18 protein-coding genes, 1 other RNA gene and 1 pseudogene are annotated in these 20457 nt (G+C 63.8%); 10 read left to right on the top strand and 10 right to left on the bottom strand.

Features of this window, described 5'->3' with window-relative positions:
- Positions 1–39: 39 nt before the first annotated feature.
- Positions 40–1308, bottom strand: a complete 1269-nt coding sequence (locus tag ABIC75_RS08865; RefSeq protein ID WP_354013474.1) for a nucleoside permease — start codon at positions 1306–1308, stop codon at positions 40–42.
- A gap of 219 nt (positions 1309–1527) precedes the next feature.
- On the opposite strand from ABIC75_RS08865, the gene rhtC reads away from it, so the two are divergent.
- Positions 1528–2151: a threonine export protein RhtC gene (gene rhtC, locus ABIC75_RS08860; RefSeq protein ID WP_354013473.1), complete on the top strand. Its 624-nt coding sequence runs from the start codon at positions 1528–1530 to the stop codon at positions 2149–2151.
- Between the two features lie 3 nt (positions 2152–2154).
- On the opposite strand, the gene ABIC75_RS08855 is transcribed toward rhtC, so the two are convergent.
- The 9 genes and pseudogenes from ABIC75_RS08855 to ABIC75_RS08815 form a co-directional block, all read right to left on the bottom strand.
- Positions 2155–2496: a GFA family protein gene (locus ABIC75_RS08855; protein WP_354013472.1), complete on the bottom strand. Its 342-nt coding sequence runs from the start codon at positions 2494–2496 to the stop codon at positions 2155–2157.
- Positions 2497–2513: 17 nt separating this feature from the next.
- Positions 2514–3884 (bottom strand): FAD-binding oxidoreductase, encoded by a 1371-nt coding sequence (locus ABIC75_RS08850; RefSeq protein WP_354013471.1) that lies wholly within the window; start codon positions 3882–3884, stop codon positions 2514–2516.
- A gap of 34 nt (positions 3885–3918) precedes the next feature.
- Positions 3919–5415, bottom strand: coding sequence for an alpha/beta hydrolase (locus ABIC75_RS08845; protein ID WP_354013470.1), 1497 nt, complete (start codon positions 5413–5415; stop codon positions 3919–3921).
- A gap of 726 nt (positions 5416–6141) precedes the next feature.
- On the bottom strand, positions 6142–7113 hold the full coding sequence (locus tag ABIC75_RS08840) for an XVIPCD domain-containing protein (protein ID WP_354013469.1): 972 nt from the start codon (positions 7111–7113) through the stop codon (positions 6142–6144).
- Between the two features lie 5 nt (positions 7114–7118).
- Positions 7119–7403, bottom strand: a pseudogene (locus tag ABIC75_RS08835) (TrbG/VirB9 family P-type conjugative transfer protein); the annotation flags it as partial.
- 20 nt (positions 7404–7423) lie between these two features.
- A complete protein-coding gene (locus ABIC75_RS08830; protein WP_354013468.1) occupies positions 7424–8317 on the bottom strand; it encodes a virB8 family protein in 894 nt (297 codons plus the stop codon).
- A 27-nt stretch (positions 8318–8344) separates the two neighbouring features.
- Positions 8345–8875 (bottom strand): hypothetical protein, encoded by a 531-nt coding sequence (locus ABIC75_RS08825; RefSeq protein ID WP_436407897.1) that lies wholly within the window; start codon positions 8873–8875, stop codon positions 8345–8347.
- 271 nt (positions 8876–9146) lie between these two features.
- Positions 9147–9503, bottom strand: coding sequence for a YraN family protein (locus ABIC75_RS08820; RefSeq protein ID WP_354013733.1), 357 nt, complete (start codon positions 9501–9503; stop codon positions 9147–9149).
- The gene (locus tag ABIC75_RS08815) at positions 9503–11356 is read right to left on the bottom strand and encodes a penicillin-binding protein activator (protein ID WP_354013467.1); all 1854 of its coding nucleotides are present in this window, start codon (positions 11354–11356) and stop codon (positions 9503–9505) included. The genes ABIC75_RS08820 and ABIC75_RS08815 overlap by 1 nt, the downstream gene beginning before the upstream one ends.
- 94 nt (positions 11357–11450) lie before the next feature.
- On the opposite strand from ABIC75_RS08815, the gene rsmI reads away from it, so the two are divergent.
- The 9 genes from rsmI (at position 11451) to mraY (ending at position 20456) form a co-directional block, all read left to right on the top strand.
- The gene (gene rsmI, locus ABIC75_RS08810; RefSeq protein ID WP_354013466.1) at positions 11451–12278 is read left to right on the top strand and encodes a 16S rRNA (cytidine(1402)-2'-O)-methyltransferase; all 828 of its coding nucleotides are present in this window, start codon (positions 11451–11453) and stop codon (positions 12276–12278) included.
- 64 nt (positions 12279–12342) lie between these two features.
- Positions 12343–12709, top strand: an RNA gene (rnpB, locus tag ABIC75_RS08805) — RNase P RNA component class A.
- Positions 12710–13023: 314 nt separating this feature from the next.
- On the top strand, positions 13024–13470 hold the full coding sequence (gene mraZ / locus ABIC75_RS08800; protein ID WP_204637175.1) for a division/cell wall cluster transcriptional repressor MraZ: 447 nt from the start codon (positions 13024–13026) through the stop codon (positions 13468–13470).
- 56 nt (positions 13471–13526) lie between these two features.
- Positions 13527–14450 carry a 16S rRNA (cytosine(1402)-N(4))-methyltransferase RsmH gene (rsmH, locus tag ABIC75_RS08795; protein ID WP_354013465.1) on the top strand — a complete coding sequence of 308 codons (924 nt, stop codon included), beginning with the start codon at positions 13527–13529 and terminating at the stop codon, positions 14448–14450.
- Positions 14447–14719, top strand: a complete 273-nt coding sequence (gene ftsL, locus ABIC75_RS08790) for a cell division protein FtsL (protein WP_109123819.1) — start codon at positions 14447–14449, stop codon at positions 14717–14719. Before rsmH ends, ftsL begins: the two co-directional genes overlap by 4 nt.
- The gene (locus tag ABIC75_RS08785) at positions 14716–16530 is read left to right on the top strand and encodes a peptidoglycan D,D-transpeptidase FtsI family protein (RefSeq protein ID WP_354013464.1); all 1815 of its coding nucleotides are present in this window, start codon (positions 14716–14718) and stop codon (positions 16528–16530) included. The genes ftsL and ABIC75_RS08785 overlap by 4 nt, the downstream gene beginning before the upstream one ends.
- On the top strand, positions 16527–17999 hold the full coding sequence (locus tag ABIC75_RS08780) for a UDP-N-acetylmuramoyl-L-alanyl-D-glutamate--2,6-diaminopimelate ligase (protein WP_354013463.1): 1473 nt from the start codon (positions 16527–16529) through the stop codon (positions 17997–17999). The genes ABIC75_RS08785 and ABIC75_RS08780 overlap by 4 nt, the downstream gene beginning before the upstream one ends.
- On the top strand, positions 17996–19366 hold the full coding sequence (locus ABIC75_RS08775; RefSeq protein WP_354013462.1) for a UDP-N-acetylmuramoyl-tripeptide--D-alanyl-D-alanine ligase: 1371 nt from the start codon (positions 17996–17998) through the stop codon (positions 19364–19366). The genes ABIC75_RS08780 and ABIC75_RS08775 overlap by 4 nt, the downstream gene beginning before the upstream one ends.
- The gene (gene mraY, locus ABIC75_RS08770; RefSeq protein ID WP_354013461.1) at positions 19356–20456 is read left to right on the top strand and encodes a phospho-N-acetylmuramoyl-pentapeptide-transferase; all 1101 of its coding nucleotides are present in this window, start codon (positions 19356–19358) and stop codon (positions 20454–20456) included. The genes ABIC75_RS08775 and mraY overlap by 11 nt, the downstream gene beginning before the upstream one ends.
- Position 20457: the final 1 nt, after the last annotated feature.

The raw sequence follows: 20457 nt of genomic DNA, 5'->3' as shown, positions 1-20457 counted from the left end.
GCTATTGTAACCGGCCCGCTTTCGGGCCGCCTGGATGGCTCAGTGAGCGACTTTGGCGGCCAGCGCCTCGGCCGCCGCACGGTCGTGCTTGTGCTTGAACAGCACCATGAACAGCACGGCCACGATCAGCGAATAGCTGGCGAAGGTGATCCAGATGCCGTGCCAGTCCTTGCTCTGGTCCGGACGGGTGAAAAACGCCTCGATCACCAGGCCGCTGATGGAACTGCCCAGCACGGCGCCGATGCCGTTGGTCATCAGCATGAACAGGCCCTGCGCGCTGGCGCGGATCGACGGATCGCTCTGGCCCTCCACGAACAGCTGGCCGGAGATATTGAAGAAGTCGAACGCCATGCCGTACACGATGCACGACAGCACGATCATCCACAGGCCCGGGCCCGGATCGCCATAGGCAAACAGGCCAAAGCGCAGCGTCCACGCCAGCATGCTGATCAGCATCACCGCCTTGATGCCGAAGCGGCGCAGGAAGAACGGAATGGCCAGGATGAACAGCGTTTCGGAAATCTGCGAGATGGACATGATGATGGCGGGGTAACGCACCGCCACCAGATCCTTGTACGCATCCATCTGGGCGAAGTCGTGCAGGAACGTATCGCCGTACGCGTTGGTCAGCTGCAGCGCCGCGCCCAGCAGCATTGCGAAGATGAAGAACACCGCCATGCGCGCATCGCGGAACAGCTTGAACGAGGTGAGGCCGAACGTGTCCAGCCACGACTGGTTGTCCCTGCGCTGGAAGCGCGGCGGGCAGGCGGGCAGCGTGAAGGCGTAAAGGCCCAGTACCAGCGCCGCGCCCGAGGCCACGTAAAACTGGCCCGACGAGGTTTCCAGGTGCAGCAGGCTCACCGTCCACAGCGCGGCGATGAAACCCACCGTGCCCCACACGCGGATCGGCGGGAAGTCGCGCACGATGTCCTTGCCGTCGCTCTTGAGCGCGTTGAATGCCACTGCGACGGAGAGCGAGATGGTGGGCATGTAGAACATCATGTTGAGCAGCATCACCCAGAACATCAGCCCCGGTGACTGCACCATCGGCACGCAGAACAGAATCGCCGCGCCGCAGAGGTGGAAGATGCCGTGGAGCTTTTCCGCGTTGATGTACTTGTCTGCGATCACGCCGGCGATGGACGGCATGAACAGCGAGGCGATGCCCATGGTCGAGAAGATCGCGCCGAATTGGGCGCCCGACCAATGCTTGGTTTGGAACCAGTACGCGCCGATGGTAAGCAGCCACGACCCCCACACGAAAAATTCCAGGAAGTTCAGGGCAATCAGGCGCAGTCGCAGGCTCATCAGCGTATGTCGGTAGTGAAGCGGTTACGGTGGGCAGGTGGCGCGCTCGTGCCCCCAGGGCAGGCAAGGGCCGGACCTGTCCGGACGAGCCGGTGATCCCCCTGCAGAGGGCCTGGGAAGTCCCAAGGCCGTGCCAAAACGGGCAGACTAGAGGACCGTCGCGGTGGCGACAAGCTGCGCCGCCACGAAGCCACCGGCCCCTTCCCCGAGGAGACATCCATGAGCCTGTTCCTGACCATTGCCCTGGTGCATCTGGTGGCCCTGCTGAGCCCCGGTCCGGACTTCTTCTTCGTGTCGCAGACCGCCGTGAGCCGTACGCGTCGCCAGGCCATGTTTGGTGTGCTCGGCATCACCCTGGGCGTGGTGGTGTGGTCGGCGTTGGCCTTGGCGGGCCTGCAATTGTTGTTGCAGCGGCTGGCCTGGCTGGAGCGCCTGATCGCCGTTGCCGGCGGTCTCTATCTCGCCTGGATGGGACTGAAAATGCTGCGCGGTGCCGTGAAGGCTCCGGCCACCACCGGCGAACCCCGCGCGGTGCTGCAGCAGAGCGATTGGGCCACGCTGCGCGCCGGCCTGCTCACCAACCTTTCCAACCCCAAGGTGGTGATTTATTTCGGCAGCGTGTTCTCGGCCTTCCTGGGCGACCGGGTCGACGCGGCCACGCGCTGGGGCCTATGGACCCTGGTGATCGTGGAAACCTTCGTGTGGTTCACCTTCGTGGCCGGCGTGTTCGCCTTGCCCGCGATGCGTCGCGGCTATCTGAAGCTGTCGCGCTGGATCGATGGGCTGGCTGGTGCCGTGTTCGTGGCCTTCGGCGTGCATCTCATTTTTTCGCGCCGTGCTTGAGCGTTACAGCGCGCGGCCGTTGTAGTGCTTGAGCGGTAGCGCATCGATATCGAAGTCTTCCAGGCAGCGGACATTGATGGCGACCATCGCGGCGCCATCGGGTCGAATGCCTTCGCAGAAGGCGTGAATGCCGCATTGCTGGCAGAAGCGATGCCGGATCACGTGTTTGTTGAACGTGTAATCGCGCAGGTGATGTTCGGGCGTGTGCAAATGGAACTGCTCGCGCGACACGAACCACATGAGCGTGCCCTTGCGTTGACACATCGAGCAATTGCAGCTCATGGCCTCCGTGGGAGCGCCATCGACCGTGAATTGCACGTTGCCACAGTGACAACTTCCTTTCATGGGGATGTCCTTGTCGACTAGGGCAACAACTTGCCCGGATTGAGGATGCCTTCGGGATCGAAGGCGTCCTTCACGCTGCGCATAAGGTGCAGCGTCGACGGCTGCAGCGCGAGTGGCATGAACTCCTTCTTGACCAATCCGATGCCGTGCTCGCCCGACAGGGTTCCCTCCAGCGAAATCACCAAGGCGAATACTTCGGCAAGACAGGCATGTGAACGCTCGCGCTCCGCCTCGTCGCGCGGCAGTAGGTTAACGTGCAGGTTGCCGTTGCCGGCATGGCCGAAACTCACGATGAGCACGTCGTGCTTCTTCGCCAGCCGCTTGATGCCATCCACCAGCTCAGGCAGACGGCTCACGGGAACCACCACGTCTTCGTTGATCTTGTTCGGCGAGATGGTGCGTTGTGCCGGCGACAGTGCCTTGCGTGCCGACCAGAGTGCCGCGGTTTCTTCTGCCGTTTCGGCCACGCGCAGATCTTCCAGTCCCTCGCCACGCGCAGCGCGGGAAACGGCGTCCACCGCGCTTGGCAGCGTTTCCGGTTCGCCATCCACTTCGATCATCAACATCGCGCCCGCCAGTGGCACGGTATCGCCGCCGTAATCCCGCGCGAGTTTCAATGCGACGTCATCGATGAACTCCAGCGCGCAAGGCGTGACCGGCTGAGCCATGATGCGCGCGACGGCGCGGGCCGCTGCCGAGACATCGCGATAAGTGGCGCGGATGGTGCGCAGCGCGGATGGCTTGGGCGTGAGCTTGAGCGTGGCCTCGGTGATCAGCGCCAGCGTGCCTTCCGACCCGATCAGCAGGCGCGTAAGGTCATAACCCGTGGCGCCCTTGCTCGTATAGGTACCGCAGCGAAACCCTTCGCCGGTACCGGCAACGGCGCGCATCCCCAGCGTGTTCTCGCGTGGGCTGCCGTACTTCACCGTGCGCGGTCCCGCCGAGTTGCAGGCGAGATTGCCGCCGATGCTGCACCAGGGCGATGACGATGGATCCGGCGGCCAGAAGAAACCGTGCGGCTTCAATGCCTGCTGCAGGTCGCCGTTGAGTACGCCCGGTTCTACGACGGCCAATCGATTGTCGGGATCGATGCGCACGATGCGATTCATGCGCTCGAAACTCACCACCACGCCACCATCCACCGGCACGGTGGCGCCGGTGGTATTCGTGCCGCGTCCGCGTCCAATCACCGGCACGCGGTGCGCGCGGCACGCCTGCACCAGGGCTTCGGTCTGTTCGTGCGTGGTCGGAAATACCACGGCATCGGGCAGGGCGTTGCGACGCGAATTGTCATAGGCATAGGCCAGGCGCTCGGCCATGCCGGTCGCCATGGCATCACCCGGGAAGTGCGCGCGGAGCGTGTCGAGCAAAGCATCGGGAAGAGTCATGCGCCAAGTATCCCACTCTCCGGCGCCCGGATGGTCAGCCACCCGCGGGCGCGGCGCCCTGCGCAGGCGAAGGCGTGGTACCTGCAGGCAGCACGCCGTCGATCCGCTCGCGGATATAAGGGTAGAACGGGTTGGAGCTGATGCGCAGGACAGCATCGAGATTGAGGATGAGTGCACCACGCTCGCCGCGAGGCGCCGCCGTGCCGAGGCGAATGCCGTAATTCTCCGTCATGTCCGGCTGCGTGCCGTAGAGCGGATCATTCGGAGGGAAGGGCAGTGCGATGTGCGAAAGCGAAAAGATGTTGTCGGGATACATCACCGTCAGGGGCGTCACGCTCGCCGTGGTCTGACCCGCTTCGGTGGTGCGCGCCACGGTGTGTTCGTCATCTTCTTGCGCATTGGCGATCACGGTGGCGCGATACGGCTGCGGCCCTGCAGGAAGCATGCGATTGACTGCAGTCAGCGAGCTTGGCTTGAGCAGCGCGTCAAAGCGATGGTTGCGATTGACGTCGAACAGCACCACCTCGCTGCCATTGCTCGGCAGATTCGCGTAGAGCGTGCGCATCACCGCCGATGCGCTCACCGTATCGTCCACCACGGATTGGAAGGTGAGGATCGGTGGCAAGTGCGAAAGCTGGCGATCGCGCGCCATCCGCACCATCTGGCTGTGAATCGCATCGGTCAACAGATAGGACTGCCGTGCGGCGTTCACCGGGAAGGAGTTGTACTTGAACGGGTTGTATTCCGGCAGCAGATCCAGCCACGCGGCCTTGGCGAAACGTGGCAACAGCGCCGGCAGCCCCGCGAGACCGGCGAAGCGCGCGAAGCTCGTCACGCCGATCATGGGCGACAACAGTACGAGCCGCGTCGGCATGGCGAGCTCAGGGTGCTCGCACGCATCCAGCGTGTACTTCAATGCCAGCGCGCCGCCATTCGAATAGCCGACGATGTGGATGGGCGTGTTGGCCCCCACGCGCCGCCGCGCTTCGCGCATGGCCAGTCGCGTGGCCGCCAGCCATTGGGGCCAGTCGGCCTTGGTCAATCCGGCAGGCACCGTGCCGTGTCCGGGAACACGCAGGCCGATCGCAACAAAGCCGTGGTCGCGATACAGCTCGGCGATGTCGCGCAGGCTATAGGGCGAATCGGTCAACCCGTGGATCAACACCACCGCGCCAATCGGCGTGCCTTTGGGTTCCAGCACGTACGAGCGATTCCAATCGTGCGCAAAGCGCCCCGGGTACATCGGCGCGCCGTCGAAGTATCGGTTCGTGATCACGCGCTGGGATGGCCCGAGCTTGTCGGTCACCTCCTTCTTCATTTCATCAAACGCGGTTTGCTCGGCCGCCAGATAACCCGCCCATTCCGTGGCATCGAGTTGCGACGGCGAAAGCTCATCGGGAACGAAGGTCTGCCACGGGGCCAACGGTTCGCCCTGCTGCGAGTCCCAGGCGCGAATGGCCAGCACGGCGACAAGGAAGACCAAGAGGATAATGGCGGCCCATTTGCCGGCCCTCACGAATGCCCGAAGCATGGTGCTCTCCCAAGGTCCGGCCGCCCCAAGCGACCCTCTGGAGTGTGCCTGACGATTCCTGAGCAAAATGTCGAGATCGCTTGTCAGGGGTTGCCTTTGCCCGGTAACGGATGGGCGACAGCCTGCCGGCCCAGGGCTCGAGCTAGCCAGCTGGGCCATCCTAGGGGGCGTCGCCCCTTGACGTTGGATGTAGCTTTCCCGATTGCGGTGCTTCTCGAACCTCAAAGGCCAAGGCGGGCTGGTGTGATGCCTTGGTTGACAGGCAGTACGACGTACATCTGCAGACGAACATGACGGCCCTGGTCAAGTACAACCACAGCGGCCTGGGCCCATCAGTACTCCTCAGTCCTAATGAAATGACGGTGTCAATTGAGATGGTGTTTCTCCCGTCCACGCCCCTGGTTTCAAGGCCGCCGGGCAGACCGTCTGGTAGTACCACAACGCCGTCCAATCCTGAGGCGACCACCACCAGGTGGGGCGAAGGGGAATGATTAGTCCTGTGGTGTAGGGCGGCGCAGGTATCCAACCCATGGCCGCCCGCACCGGGCTCCAACCCTGCGTACAAAACACGAACGGATCATTCGTTCGAAAAGGGATAAGGACAAAAGCTTGTGAGGAGCTCAGCGACGGTGTCGCCAGCAAAGCAAGTCCCAAGACCATCCATGGTGCTTTCATAGTGACGTGGCGCGTTAGGCTTTTAACGTGGAATGGGCAGGACTCGATATGTCAGCTCATCGTGATCGATGGCGTCTGACCCAAGACGTGGCGCTGCGGTTGCGGTACTACCGCAAGTTGGTGTTGCTGCGTCGCCTGCACCCACTGCGCACTGCTGTGCTCCAACGGGGTGGCAATCGCAGTCACCGTATCTACTGCCGCAAACTTCTCCTTGAGCAGATCGCCTGAGTTCTGCACGGCGAACAAGCGACTGCCGTCCTCGCTGGGAATGACTCGATCGACTTGGGCCAATCCGCGAGCGGTTGCATCCACGGTGAGGGCGCCGGCGATGTTGGCATCGCGTGGAGACGAAGCAATGCCTCGCTCGGTGTTGAGCTGCTCGACGCACTGCAGGCTCTGCTTGAACAAGGGGTGGGCGGTGTGGGCGGGATCATCCAGTAATAAGGGCGTCTTCATGGGCCTCTGGGAGTGCTGCTCTGCCAGCGCATCCTCGATCTTGTGCATCGTCTTGGGTCCGGCGATGCCATCGATCTTCAGACCATGCTCGAACTGGAATGATTCCACTGCATGCTTGGTCGTCAGGTCGAAGCGGCCATGGCTTGGCAGCGGATGGCCATGCGCGTCGGTGTAGCCCAGCGCGTTCAATTGTCTCTGTAGTTCGCCTGTAGATTGATCATGAGCGTGATGCCGCAACCCATGTCCAGCAGCTTGCGAAGAGTTTGCGTGTGCTGCGATAGGAGCGTGTTCCGTACCTACTTGAGCATGGCGATTATTCCAATATGCTTCCGGATTAATGGCATGCCCGTGCACATCTTTCATTTGATAGTGCACATGTTGCGCATACTGCCCGGCGCCGTGAGGGCCTCGACCTCCCATTGATCCAACCTCATCGCCGACCGATACGTGTTGACCTACGGCGACCGACTGGGCTTGGGTGTGGAGAAGCTCGTGGCTATTTCCCTCGGCATCGCGAATTTTGATGGTGCCGTACTGACCGCCCACAAATGTGACTACACCCGTCACCGGTGAATGTACCGACGGATGTCGACATCGACGTTCTTTGGCTTGATATAGAAGACGTTGTCGCGCCGCGACAACTCCCAGCCATTGCTGAATCCGGTGCTGAAATCTTCGATTTTCTCGCTGGGGCTCAGCTCGATTTGAGTGGTAATGCCCAGGCCAGTCCTGATGGGATAGATTCGGTCGGGTTGGTATTCATAGGTCTGGATGGCCTGTGCATAGGCCTGCACTGGTGAAAGAAAACCCAGGCACCCCGTGAGGGCCAAGAATGTATAAGTGGCCACATTGCTCATTCGTAGTCGTTTCCGAGTGATCATCGGGCGATATGCGGTGTGGAGGCGCCATTGGGCGCGAGATTGGTTTGTGATGCTGCCGGATACGGTGTTGCGACCGTCGTGGCTGGACTTGGCGCTTCATCCAAGGGCTCTGTCGCGGATGTCGTGGATGGTGCAGGAACCTCGTCAGGAACCGTCGAGGCGTAGTCGTTGTCGACCCGATAGTTGGTGACCTGAAAGCCCAGCGGATTTTCCGCGCGGTGCTGGTCGTCCATGCGCAAGTTGGGTTTGTACACGAAGTCAAGCGTCGCCAGCTTGTTGTCAAGCGGGCGGGTTGAGCCGTTGACCTTGCTGTAGAGGCTGCGCTGGAAGCGAACAGTGGCGCCTTTCGGGGCACCGCCGTTACTTCCGCCAATCAGCACGATGCTCAGAATCTTTACGCGGATGGCGGTATCGCGGCCATATAGCGTCACCGGACTCTTTGGGTTCCTGCTTGTGTAGAGATTGGTATATTCCGCCGCCACACCGGAGGAGGACATGGTGAGCACGGTGGACCAGTCGCGAAGTGCCGTCAGCGTCGCGTCGTAGGATTCGCGGGCAAGAATGAAGTGCGCGATGTTGCTGCGATTGATGGCTTCATTAGCGCTGAGCCGCTGCTCGGTGACATCCTCGGTGAGGCGTGTGAGTGTGCTGGTGCCCGTATAGGCATCCGCCATGATCAGATAGGGCACTTTTTCCTTGAGCGGCAGTACGTAGAAGTAACCACCAGCAAGGATGAGGGACATGACCAGGGCTGACGCAGCCGTCCACCATGCGCGCCGTTCACTGCGCTTGGCGAGATCTGCGATGCTGACTTCAAAGTTGATAGATTGTTTGACGGCCCGATCGATACCGTCGGAATTCTTTCTTTTATTTAGCATCTCTTGACGCATCGTTGGTGAGGAGATGACGACGGCCGATCACTTCGTGTTTTGCTCTTTCGTGCCGGCACCTGTCTCCATTGGCGGGGCGGCTACAGGATTGGGCGAAACTTTCGAAGCGGATGCGGGTTTGGCGGTGATTTCGTTTCCTCTGGCGTAGACCTGAACGCCTTGAGGGCCGTACACGGTATTCACTTCGGCCAGCGCTCGATGAACGTCGGTGGTGCGGATGGAGGCAATGGGCTGAGAGAGCGTGTAGTCAGCCTGCAACTGGTAAGAGAACTGCATACCGGAATCTTTCGCCCACCGGCGAAGCATGGTTCGAAGGGTGCCGTCCATGGGCGTGGCGTAGTAAACGTACTCGCCATTGAGAGGGATGGCGGTGGGCGCTTGTTGGTAGCGATTAACGGGCTTCCATTTTCCCGAGTAATCCTTGGCCGGCGGTGTGGCGCAACCAGCCAGCAGCAACACAGTGCTCGCGATAACAAGCGTTTTCGTCGCTCCGAAGCCTCTTTTGCGGTCGCCACGCGAACACACCACGGAGACGGCTGTTCCAATTACATTTTTCATGGTTCCCCAACACTGTCCATGTGTTCTTTCCGGCGGGCATTGGCGACGTGCATTCGCACAGAGCAAACTGCGTGAAGCGACGCCTGGCGGTCCCTCTATCTATGGAGGCAAGCCTTGGGCTAAGTGCTAACAGCCTGCGGCCGCTCATTTTCGCGTGCTGAGTGCGCCGGTTGCGTGCGAGGCAAGCATGTTTGCTTGCGAGTGCAATCCCCCGCTGGCCGCAGGATTGTTGGCTCTGGAGTGTCGCCTTCCGCTTACGCGGATGGACTATCTAGCTGGCATCAAATGCGGCTCGAAGCCAGTGTGCGACTGCCCGATCGTGGGGGCCGTCGTATGTCACCACATCGAACCGGCACGCGCGGTTGGCATGTTGTGAGTTGGCCGCTAACCAGAGCTCTGCCGTTTTTATGAGCTTGGCCTGCTTGCCGCTGTTGACCGAAGCCGCGGCCCCGCCTCGCGAACTGGTCAGGCGATGGCGAACTTCGACGAAGACGACGATGTCGCGATCGAGCATCACCAGATCGAGCTCGCCGTAGCGCGTGGTGTAGTTGCGGGCAAGCAGTTTGAGGCCTGCGCGTTGGAGTTCCGCGCAGGCGCGTTGTTCAAATGCGGCGCCGGCAGCGCGCATCAATGCGAGGTGGGCTGCTCGGTTTGGAGCTGCGGCGAGCCGCTGGCGTCGGTCGGCGGCGCCATGGCGGGGGCGGTGTCCATCTGCAGGCTGCCGTTGAGCGGGCGCGCCAGGCCATCCTGGAACTTGGCCCACACCAGCACGCGACGGATGCGGCCAAACTGGTCGGAAGTGAGCTGGCCGCTGGCGCCGGGCAGGTAGCTGCCGGGATGTGCGCGCAGCCAATCGATGTAGGGAGCGAGGTCCCACGCATCCATGCCGAAGGCGAACAGGCGGGCGGAGGTGCCGCGTGCGGCGGGCAGCTGTGCAGCGATGTCGCCGTGGTTGGGCAGACCCGGCTGCACATCGAACAGCCACGGCGAGTCGCAGAACTCGACGCCTTCGAGGTCGCGGTTGGCGCCCGCATCATCCACGCCGGCATAGATGTGCGACGTGCCGTACACCGGCAGGTTCACGCGTGCGAGCTTCAGCTGGGGTAGCAGCAGGCGAGCCTGTTGCGGACGCATGCTGATGAAGATGCCGCTGTCCTTGTTGGCGCTGGCATCGCCGTTGTCGGTCGGCATGCCGAGGCCGGAAATGGTCGACGCGAAGTTGACGCCGGTACCCGTGAGGTTGCCCATACCGGCGACCTTGCCGCCACGCGCTTCGAATTCCGCCTTGAACGATTTGGCGGCGCGCTGCGCGAAGTCATCGCTGCTCACGATGACGAAGGCGTTGACGATGCCGCCCTCCGCCATGTGATCCGCTGCCTGTGCGCCTTCGGTCTCGGGCAGCAGGCCAAACTCGCTCACGCCGCTGGCGGGCAGGCTCTTGTCGTCGGGATGGTTGAGGGCGAGCAGGGGCACTGGCAGCTGCGGCAGGCCGAACAAGGCCGAGACTTCGCCGCGCGTCAGCGGGCCGATGATGAGCTGCGCACCATCGCTGACCGCCTGCTGGTACGCCTTGATGGCGCCGGCCGTCGTACCCGCGCTGTCGTAGACGCGCACCGGTGGACGTGGCACGTGGTTGCGCGAGGAGTCGGCGTAGGCGGCGAAAAAGCCCTCGCGAATGGCGGTGCCGGCCGAGGCGAGGTTGCCGCTCGTCGGCAACAGCAGCGCAACGTGCGCTGGCATCTTGAAGCCTTCGCGTACATTGGCGCCTTCGCCCGGCATCATGGTGCCCACTTCTTGTTCGAGGGCTGGTGCGGGGTGCGCCACGGCAACGCCAAGCTGGGTCAGGGCTTCGTTGATCCACACCAGCATGCGGTCACTGGGCTGCATGGCGGCGGCGCGCTGCTTCAGTGGCTCTACGCCAAGCTGAGTGAGCAGCGAAACGATCTGCTTGCGATTCTGTGCCTGATCGAGGCCACTCAATTGGCCGTCCATTTCAACGCGTGTACGCGCGGCGCCCCAGAGGTCGCCGGTTTGCTGCATGGATTGCGAGCGCAGTTCCAGCAGGCGCAACTGCAATGCGGGTGGCACGCTGATGTTGGGCTGCGTGGTGAGTTGCAGCGCGCGAGGCGCGTTGTGCTGCTTCAAGGCCAATTCGGCTTGCAGCAGGTCGAGTCGCGAGGGTTCGTCACCGGTCAGTCGCTGGCGACGGATGCCGTCGAGCAGTGGTGCCGCACGATCGAGCTGGCCTTCCTGGCGATAGGCTTCGGCAGCGAGCAGCTGATAATGGTCACGGTTGCCGCCCGTTTGGGCCAGTGCGAGATACGCCTGCGCGGCCTCGTCGAACTTGCCTTGCTGGATAAGGGTGTCGGCCTGCTGGCTCGCCGCGATTTCCGCCGGCGATTTCTGTGCGGCTGGCGGCACGCAGCCACTCAATGCCAGAGAAACAAGCAGGGCAACGCCTGCGGCGCGAGTCAAGCGCATGGCCAAATCCCTTCGAGCTTTTTTGACGACATGGTCGGCGGATGGGCGATGATAGCCCATTGGGTTGCCGCCCCGATGCATAGGAAACAGCAAGATGTCACAGATTCAGCCTGGTCTGCTATGGGTGGTCGCCACACCGATTGGTCATCGGGACGACTTTTCCGCGCGTGCCATCGAGACGCTGCGTTCCGTCGCCGTGATTGCCGCCGAGGACACGCGGCACAGCCGTCCCTTGCTGATGCACTACAACGTGGGCACGCCCATGGTGGCGCTGCACGAGCACAACGAGCGCGAGATTGTCGATGCCATCGTGCGTCGCCTGCAGGGCGGTGAGTCGGTGGCGCTGATTTCCGATGCGGGCACGCCGCTCATCAGCGATCCGGGCTTTCGCCTGGTGCGGGCCGCGCGAGCGGCGGGAATCCGTTGCGCGCCGGTGCCGGGTGCCTGCGCGGCGATTGCCGCGCTGTCGGTGGCGGGCTTGCCGAGCGACCGCTTCGTGTTCGAGGGTTTTCTTCCGCCCAAGGCCGCCGCGCGGCGCGCGCGCTTGCAGGAACTTGCGGGCGATGCGCGCACGCTCATCTTTTATGAGTCGTCGCATCGCGTGGCCGAAAGCCTTGCCGATATGCGCGATGTTTTTGGCGAATCGCGCGAAGGCGTGCTGGCGCGCGAGCTCACCAAGTTGTTCGAGACGGTGCTTGGCGAGCCGCTTGGCGAGTTGGCGGCGCGCGTCGCCGGCGACCCGGATCAGCAGCGCGGCGAATGCGTGATTCTGGTGGCGGGACGGGGCGAGGAGACGGATGCTCGCGAAGCGGAAGGCAAGCGCGTCTTTGCCATGCTTCGCGACGAACTGCCGCCGGCGAAGGCAGCAAAACTGGCGGCGGCGATCACCGGTGCGCCGCGCAAACTTCTCTATGAAGGCTGACCGTTCCGTGTGAACGGGCAACTCTCAGACGCGCTGAGCGCCGTATTCATCTAGAATTGGCGGCGGAGTCGGCCGGACAGTCGCGTCGCGCGCAAGCGCATCGAGGAAAGTCCGGGCTCCACAGGGCAGAGTGCCAGGTAACTCCTGGGCAGCGTGAGCTGACGGCCAGTGCAACAGAGAGCAGACCGCCGAACGGCGTCTTCGGATGCGCGTGGTAAGGGTGAAAGGGTGCGGTAAGAGCGCACCGCACGCGGGGCTAACGTCGCGTGGCACGGTAAACCCCACTCGGAGCAAGACCAAATAGGGGAACGATAACGCGGCCCGCGTTGTTCCCGGGTAGGTTGCTGGAGCCTGGCGGTGACGCCAGGCCGAGAGGAATGACTGTCGCGCCGCAAGGCGTACAGAACCCGGCTTACAGGCCGACTCCACCTCCTTCACGACCGGTCGTCATCGCCGCGCCACTCGTCGGCGCGGTGATGGCGAGCGTGTCGGGCGGGCTATGAACAGCGATTCATCTCAGGTGCCCTCAAGGACCTCCGAAAGCGTGACCGATGGCATGGTTTGAAATCAAAAAAACCCAGCCTTTCAAACACCTTCGAGTGTTTCCTCAGAAAAGGCTGGAATTACTGCCACATCACCGCCTTTCTCATTGATTCACAAGAAAAATTTCCTTGACAGTCTCAGGGGGCGAGACTATCGTGGGTTCCTGTGTGAAATCGTGGGAATTCGTGGGAGCCTAACGGTCGTGTTCCAGGGCGAAACCGCCATCACCGTTGACGACAAAGGCCGTCTGGCCATTCCAACCGCGTACCGCGAGTTGGTGGCGGGCGCCTGCGCCAATCGTCTGGTGATCACCTACAACCCCTTCGAGTCGGGCTGCCTGTGGCTGTTCCCGTATGCGGAGTGGGAAAAGGTGCGCGACCAGGTCAACGCGCTTCCCAAGGTCAAGGCGGCCCATCGCGACATGCAGATGAAGCTGGTCGGTGCCGCCGCCGTGGTCGAGCCCGATACCGCCGCGCGCCTGTTGCTGCCGGCCAGTCAGCGCGCGACCACGGGCATCGAAAAAAAGGCGGTTCTGCTGGGCATGGGTAACAAGTTCGAGCTTTGGAGTGAGCAGGCTCACCTGGCCAAGATCCGCCAGACCATCGGCGAAGACGAGATCACCAACGAGATGGCGGAGCTGCAGCTGTAACCGGCAACGGTGGCAGCGCGGCGTAGTGACGGGACGGGAGCGGGAGTGCGAGCGGCATGGCCGAGCGTTTAGTGCACATCCCGGTGATGCTGGGTGAAGCAGTGGAGGGACTCGCCGTGCAGGCTGGCGGGCGTTATCTCGATGGCACCTTTGGACGCGGCGGTCACGCCCGCGCCGTGCTGTCGCGCCTGGGTCCTGACGGCCGTCTGCTGCTGATGGATCGCGACCCCACCGCCATCGCCACCGCGCAGGCGGAGTTCGCCAGCGATCCGCGCGTGTCGATCCGTCACGCCAACTTCTCCAGCATGGCCGAGTGGGACGAAACCGCCGGCGGTCTCGACGGCATCCTGCTCGACCTCGGCGTGTCCTCGCCCCAGCTCGACGAAGCCGCCCGCGGCTTCAGCTTCATGGCCGATGCGCCGCTGGACATGCGCATGGACACCACGCAGGGCGAAAGCGCGGCGGATTTCCTGGCGCACGCCACCGAGAAAGAGATCGCCGACGTGCTGTGGATCTACGGCGAGGAACGCTTCAGCCGCAAGATCGCCCGCGCCATCGTGGAAGATCGTACGGAAAACCCAATCACCCGCACCGGTCAGCTGGCCGCGCTCATCGAGCGACTGATCGGTCGTCGCGAGCCGGGCAAGCATCCGGCCACGCGCAGCTTCCAGGCCTTGCGCATCCGTGTGAACGGCGAGCTCGAAGCGCTGTCGCATGGCCTCAACGCGGCGCTCGATCTGCTCAAGGTGGGTGGTCGACTTTCCATCATCAGCTTTCACTCGCTGGAAGACCGCGCGGTGAAGTTGTTCATCCGCGACCACTCCGGTCGCGTGCAGGGCAGTCGCCGCGGCCCGCCGGTGGCGGCCGCGCCTGCCCGCCTTGCCGCCGTGGGCAAGGCGCAGTTCCCGTCGGAAGAAGAGCTGTCCGTCAATCCGCGCGCCCGTTCGGCGGTGCTGCGCGTGGCGGAGAAGCTCGCATGAGGGTACTCGGCGGCCTCTTCATGTTCATCCTGATCGCGGCGGTGCTTTCCAGCGCCATTGCCGTGGTGTGGACGCGCCATGAGAGCCGCGTGCTGTTCGTCGAGCTCACGCGCCTGCAAAACCAGCGCGACGACCTCAACATCGAATACGGCAAGCTGGAACTGGAGCAGGCCACCTGGGCCGAGCCGCGTCGCGTGGACGACGAAGCGCGCCAAGTGCTCGGTATGGCCAATCCCAAGCCGCAAGACATCCAGCTGGTGCGCCGATGAAACCGCGCCAGCGCACCTCGACCTCATCGTCCCGCCGCCACGCGGCGATTCCCAGTGCGCGCCGTCGCATGCTGGTGGTGGGTTGCGTGCTTGCCGCCGCCTCGCTGGGTTTGGTGGCGCGCGCGTTCGACATGCAGGTGGTGCGCAAGGACTTCTATCAGAACCAGGCCGACGCCCGCATCCTGCGCGAAGTGCCCATCGCGGTGTCGCGCGGCACTATCTTCGATCGCAATGGCGAGCCGCTGGCCGTATCCACGCCGGTGGTGTCGATCTGGGCGAATCCGGCCGAAGTGCTGGACAACGAAGACAAGCTGCCGGCGCTGGCCAAGGCCATCGGCATGGATGCGGATGCGCTCAAGCAGTATCTGTCGCAACGCTCCGAGCGCGAGTTCGTCTATCTGAAGCGCCAGATGTCGCCGGACGCCGCGCAAGTGGTGCTCGATCTCGCCGTGCCCGGCGTGAACGGTCAGCGCGAATTCCGCCGCTTCTATCCGTCGGGCCCGGTGACCTCGCACGTGCTCGGCTTCACCAACATCGACGACCACGGCCAGGAAGGCCTGGAGCTGGCGTTCGACGATTGGCTGGCCGGCAAGGAAGGCCGCAAGCGCGTCATCCGCGATCGCCAGGGCCATGTGGTGGAAGACCTGGACCTGGTGCGCGCACCGCAGCCGGGTCGCGACATCACGCTCAGCATCGATCGCCGCATTCAGTTCCTTGCGTACAACGAACTGAAGAACACCATCGAACAGTCGGAGGCCGACTCCGGTTCCATGGTGATCATCGACGTGCGCAACGGTGAAGTGCTGGCCATGGTGAACTGGCCCACCTACAACCCGAATGCGCTGCGCAGCAGCAACCCGTCTAGCCGCCGCAATCGGGCGATGACCGACGTGGTGGAGCCCGGTTCCACCATCAAGCCGATCCTGATGGCCGCCGCGCTGTCCAGCGGCCGGTACACGCCGACCGGTCCGATGATCGACACCGGCAACGGCCACTTCTTCTATATCCGCAAGGACATCCGCGACACGCACTCGAACGGCATGCTGTCGCCCACCGGCATCATCGCCAAGTCCAGCAACATCGGCGCCGCCAAGGTCGCGCTGACGCTGGATACCGGTCTGATGTACGACACCTACCGCGCGTTCGGCTTCGGTGCCAGCACCAACAGCGGCTTCCCCGGCGAAGCCTCGGGCTATCTGAAGCCGGGCAAGGGCTGGGGCATGCTGGAGAAGGCGATTCTGGCGTATGGCTACGGCCTCAACGTGACGCCGCTGCAGCTCACCAACGCCTACGCCACCATTGCCGACAACGGCGTGATGCACCTGCCCACCTTCGTGAAGGGCTCGGACAACGACGCCAAGCAGATCATCGACCCCAAGATCGCCAACGAACTGGTGCAGATGATGGTGGCGGTGACGCAGCCCGGCGGCACCGGTGCGCCGTATGCATGGATTGCCAACTACGGCGTGGCCGGCAAGTCCGGCACGGCGCACAAGGCGACGGCCGGCGGCTATTCCGAGAAGAACTACAGTTCCGCCTTTGCCGGCGTGGTGCCTGCGTCCAACCCGCGCCTGGCGGCGGTGGTGATCGTCGACAACCCGAGGAAGGGCAGCTATTACGGCGCGCTGGTTTCCGGACCCGTGTTCTCCAAAGTCCTGGATGGCGCACTGCGTTTGTTGGACGTGCCACCGGACAATATTGGTCGCTGGTATGTCGGTGGCCCCTTGCAGGGGCAGAACGGCCTGACAGGAAGCAAGCCGCCCACGGTGCAGACCGTGGATGACGCGCCAGTCGACGAGGCGCCGCAATGACCGCCCGCCTCGATCAACTGCTCCATGGCATCGCCGAGACACCCGGTGTCGGCGATATCGTCGTTTCAGGCCTCACGCTGGATTCGCGCCAGGTGCGTCCGGGCGATGCGTTCTTTGCGCTGCGCGGCACGCGTGAGCACGGCATCGCCTTTGCGCGCGGCGCCGTCGAACGCGGCGCGCGCGTGGTGCTGGCCGAAGCGCCGGCTGCGCACGCCGAAGGCATCGACGTGCCCGTGCTGTGGGTGGATGGCCTGCATGGCAAGGTCGGCGAGATCGCGTCGCGCTTCTTCGGACGGCCGTCCGAATCGATGCGCGTGATCGGCGTGACCGGCACCAACGGCAAGACCTCCACCGTGCAGCTGCTTGCGCAGGCGTTGGAATACCTCGGCCATCGTGCGGCCACCATCGGCACGCTCGGCGCGGGCCTGCACGGCCGCATCAACGAAGGCGAGCGCACCACGCCGGACGCCATCAACGTGCAGGGCCTGCTGGCCTCGTTCCGCGACGACGGCGCCACACACGTGGCCATGGAAGTGTCCTCGCATGCGCTGGAGCAAGGCCGCGTGGCGGCCGTGGCGTTCGATGTCGCCGCGTTCACCAATCTCACGCGCGACCATCTTGATTACCACGGCAGCATGGAAGCCTACGGCGAGGCCAAGGCGAAGCTGTTCGCGTGGCCTACGCTCAGGGCGGCGGCCATCAATGTCGACGATGCGTTCGGCCGCACGCTTGCCCAGCGTCTGCCGCACGGCGTGCAGGCGTTGCGCCTGAGCACGGAGCCGCACGCGGAGGCCGACGTTCGTGCGTTGAACATCGTCACCTCGGCGGAAGGTCTGGCATTCGACCTGCAGACGCCGTGGGGCGCGCATGCGGTGCGCAGCCGACTGCTGGGCCGCTTCAATGTTGCCAACCTGCTGGTCGTGGTTGCGTGCCTGGGCGCGCTCGGCGAATCGTTCCAGCGCATCGTCGAGGCGGTGGAATCGCTTGAGCCGATCAACGGTCGCATGAACCGACTGGGCGGCGTGTCGAGCCTGCCGCTGGTGGTGGTCGACTACGCGCACACGCCGGACGCGCTGGAGCAGGCGCTTGCCGCATTGCGTGCGCATTGCGAAGGCAAGTTGATCTGCGTGTTCGGCTGCGGCGGCGATCGCGACGCGGGCAAGCGTCCGCAGATGGGCGCCATTGCCGAGCGGCTGGCGGACACCATCATCGTCACCGATGACAACCCGCGCAGCGAAGACGGCGACGTCATCGTGGCCAACATCATGGCCGGGCTGCGCCATCCCGACATGGCACGCGTGCAGCGCGATCGTGGCAAGGCCATCGAGCAGGCGCTGACCATGGCGCAATCGGGCGATGTGGTGCTGATTGCCGGCAAGGGCCACGAAACCTATCAGGAAGGCGCACACGGCAAGCGCCCGTTTGACGACCTGGCCGTTGCACGCCAGGCGCTGGAGAGTCGCGCATGATGCGCTTGAGCGCCATCGCGCTGTGGACCCGCGGTCACCTGATCGGTGCCGACGCGGACGTCATGCGCGTCACCATCGACACGCGGAAAGTGCAGGCGGGCGACCTGTTCGTCGCCATCAAGGGCGAACGCGTCGACGGGCACGATTTCCTCGCCGATGCGATGGCTCGCGGCGCTGTCGCCGCTCTGGTAACGCGCAAGGTCGAATCGCCGCTGCCGCAAGTGGTGGTCGACGACACCGGGCTGGCGCTGGGCGACCTGGCCAGTGCCGTGCGTGCACAAAGCAACGTGCGCGTGATCGGCATCACCGGTTCCAACGGCAAGACCACGGTGAAGACGCTGACCGCATCCATCCTGTCGCGCCACGGCCGCACGCACGTCAACGCCGGCAATTACAACAACGAGCTCGGCCTGCCGCTGACCCTGTTGGCGATGCCGCAGGACACCGAATATGCCGTGCTCGAAATGGGCGCCGGCAAGCCGGGTGACATCGCCTACCTCGCTGCCATCGCGCGGCCCGATATCGGCCTCGTCAACACCATCGCTCCCGCGCATCTTGAGCGCATGGGCAGTGTGGAAGGCGTGGCCGAGACCAAGGGCGCGCTGTATCAGGCTTTGCCGGTCGATGGCGTGGCGATCATCAATGCGGACGATGCGTTCGCCAGCTTCTTCGCGGGGCTGGCCGGTTCGCGTCGTCAATTGCGCTTCGGTCTGGATCACAAGGCCGATATCGGCGCGGACATCGTCGACCAACGCGTGGATGGCTCGCACTTCGTGCTGAGCACGCCGGCGGGCGACGCCGACGTGCATCTGCCGCTGGCTGGTCGCCACAACATTGCCAATGCGCTGGCTGCCGCGTCGATCGCGCTGGCGCTCGACGTGCCGCTGGACACCATCGTGGAAGGCCTCGAACAGGTGCCAGGTGTGGCCGGTCGCCTGCAGTTCGAGCGCATGCCCGGCGGCTGGACGCTGATCGACGACAGCTACAACGCCAATCCCGGCTCGGTCGGTGCGGCCATCGACACACTCGCGCTTGCCGACGGCGAACGTTGGCTCGTGCTGGGCGACATGGCCGAACTGGGCGACAACGCCGCGATGCTGCACGCAGGCATCGGCGAGCGTGCCCGCCAGCACGGCATCGATCGCCTGTTTGCCGTGGGACCGCTGAGTGCGGCAGCCATCAAGGCGTTCGGCGAGCGCGGCGAGCATTTCGCCGACAAGGCGGCGCTGGCCGCCGCACTCAAACAACAACTGCACGGCGGCGTCACTTGCCTCATCAAGGGCTCGCGTTCCGCCGGCATGGATCAGGTCGTGGTCGCGCTTCGCGACCACAAGGGAAATGGGGAGAGCGCATCCGATGCTGCTTGAACTCGCAGACTGGATGGCTCGGCACTTCACCGCCCTGCACCTGTTCCAGTACATCACGTTCCGCACGATCATGGCCGCGCTGACCGCGCTGGCGATGTCGCTGCTGTTTGGTCCGGCGCTTATCCAGAAGCTCGCCGAACTCAAGGCGGGGCAGGTGGTGCGCAAGGACGGCCCGCAGACGCATCTGTCCAAGGCCGGCACGCCCACCATGGGCGGCGTGATGATCCTGCTCGCCGTGACGCTTTCCACCCTCCTGTGGACCGACCTGCACAACCGCTACGTGTGGCTGGTGCTGGCGGTGCTGCTCTGCTTCGGCGTGATCGGCTTCTACGACGACTACAAGAAGCTGGTGCTGAAGGACAGCCGCGGCCTCGCCTCGCGCTGGAAGTATTTCTGGCAGTCCGTGTTTGGTCTTGCCGCGGCGTTGTTCCTCTATTACACGGCGCCGCATGCAACGGGCGGTGCTCCGGTTGCCGAGACTGCGCTATACGTGCCGCTGTTCAAGCAGGTCGCGCTGCCGCTGGGCATCCTGTTCGTGGTGGTCGCCTACTTCATGATCGTGGGCTTCTCCAACGCGGTGAACCTCACGGACGGCCTCGACGGCCTCGCCATCATGCCGACCGTGCTGGTGTCCGGTGCGCTCGGCGTGTTCGCGTATCTCGCGGGTAACCGCGTGTTCTCCGAATACCTGGGCATCCCGTCGATTCCGGGTGCAGGCGAATTGGCCATCTTCTGCGGCGCGCTTTCCGGCGCGGGCCTGGGCTTCCTGTGGTTCAACACCTATCCCGCACAGGTATTCATGGGCGACGTCGGCGCGCTGGCCATCGGCGCCGCGCTGGCCGCCATCGCCGTGATCGTGCGCCAGGAAATCGTGTTGCTGGTGATGGGCGGCGTGTTCGTGATGGAAACCGCCTCGGTGATGATCCAGGTGGCCAGCTTCAAGATGACGGGCAAGCGCGTGTTCCGCATGGCGCCCATTCATCACCACTTCGAACTCAAGGGCTGGCCCGAGCCCCGGGTAATCGTGCGCTTCTGGATCATCAGCGTCGTGCTGGTGCTCATCGGCCTCGCTACGTTGAAGGTGCGCTGAC

Source organism: Dyella japonica (assembly GCF_040545895.1).
Classification (GTDB): domain Bacteria; phylum Pseudomonadota; class Gammaproteobacteria; order Xanthomonadales; family Rhodanobacteraceae; genus Dyella; species Dyella japonica_D.
Note: the sequence above shows the minus strand (reverse complement) of the source record. Positions and strands in the feature narration are given on the sequence as shown.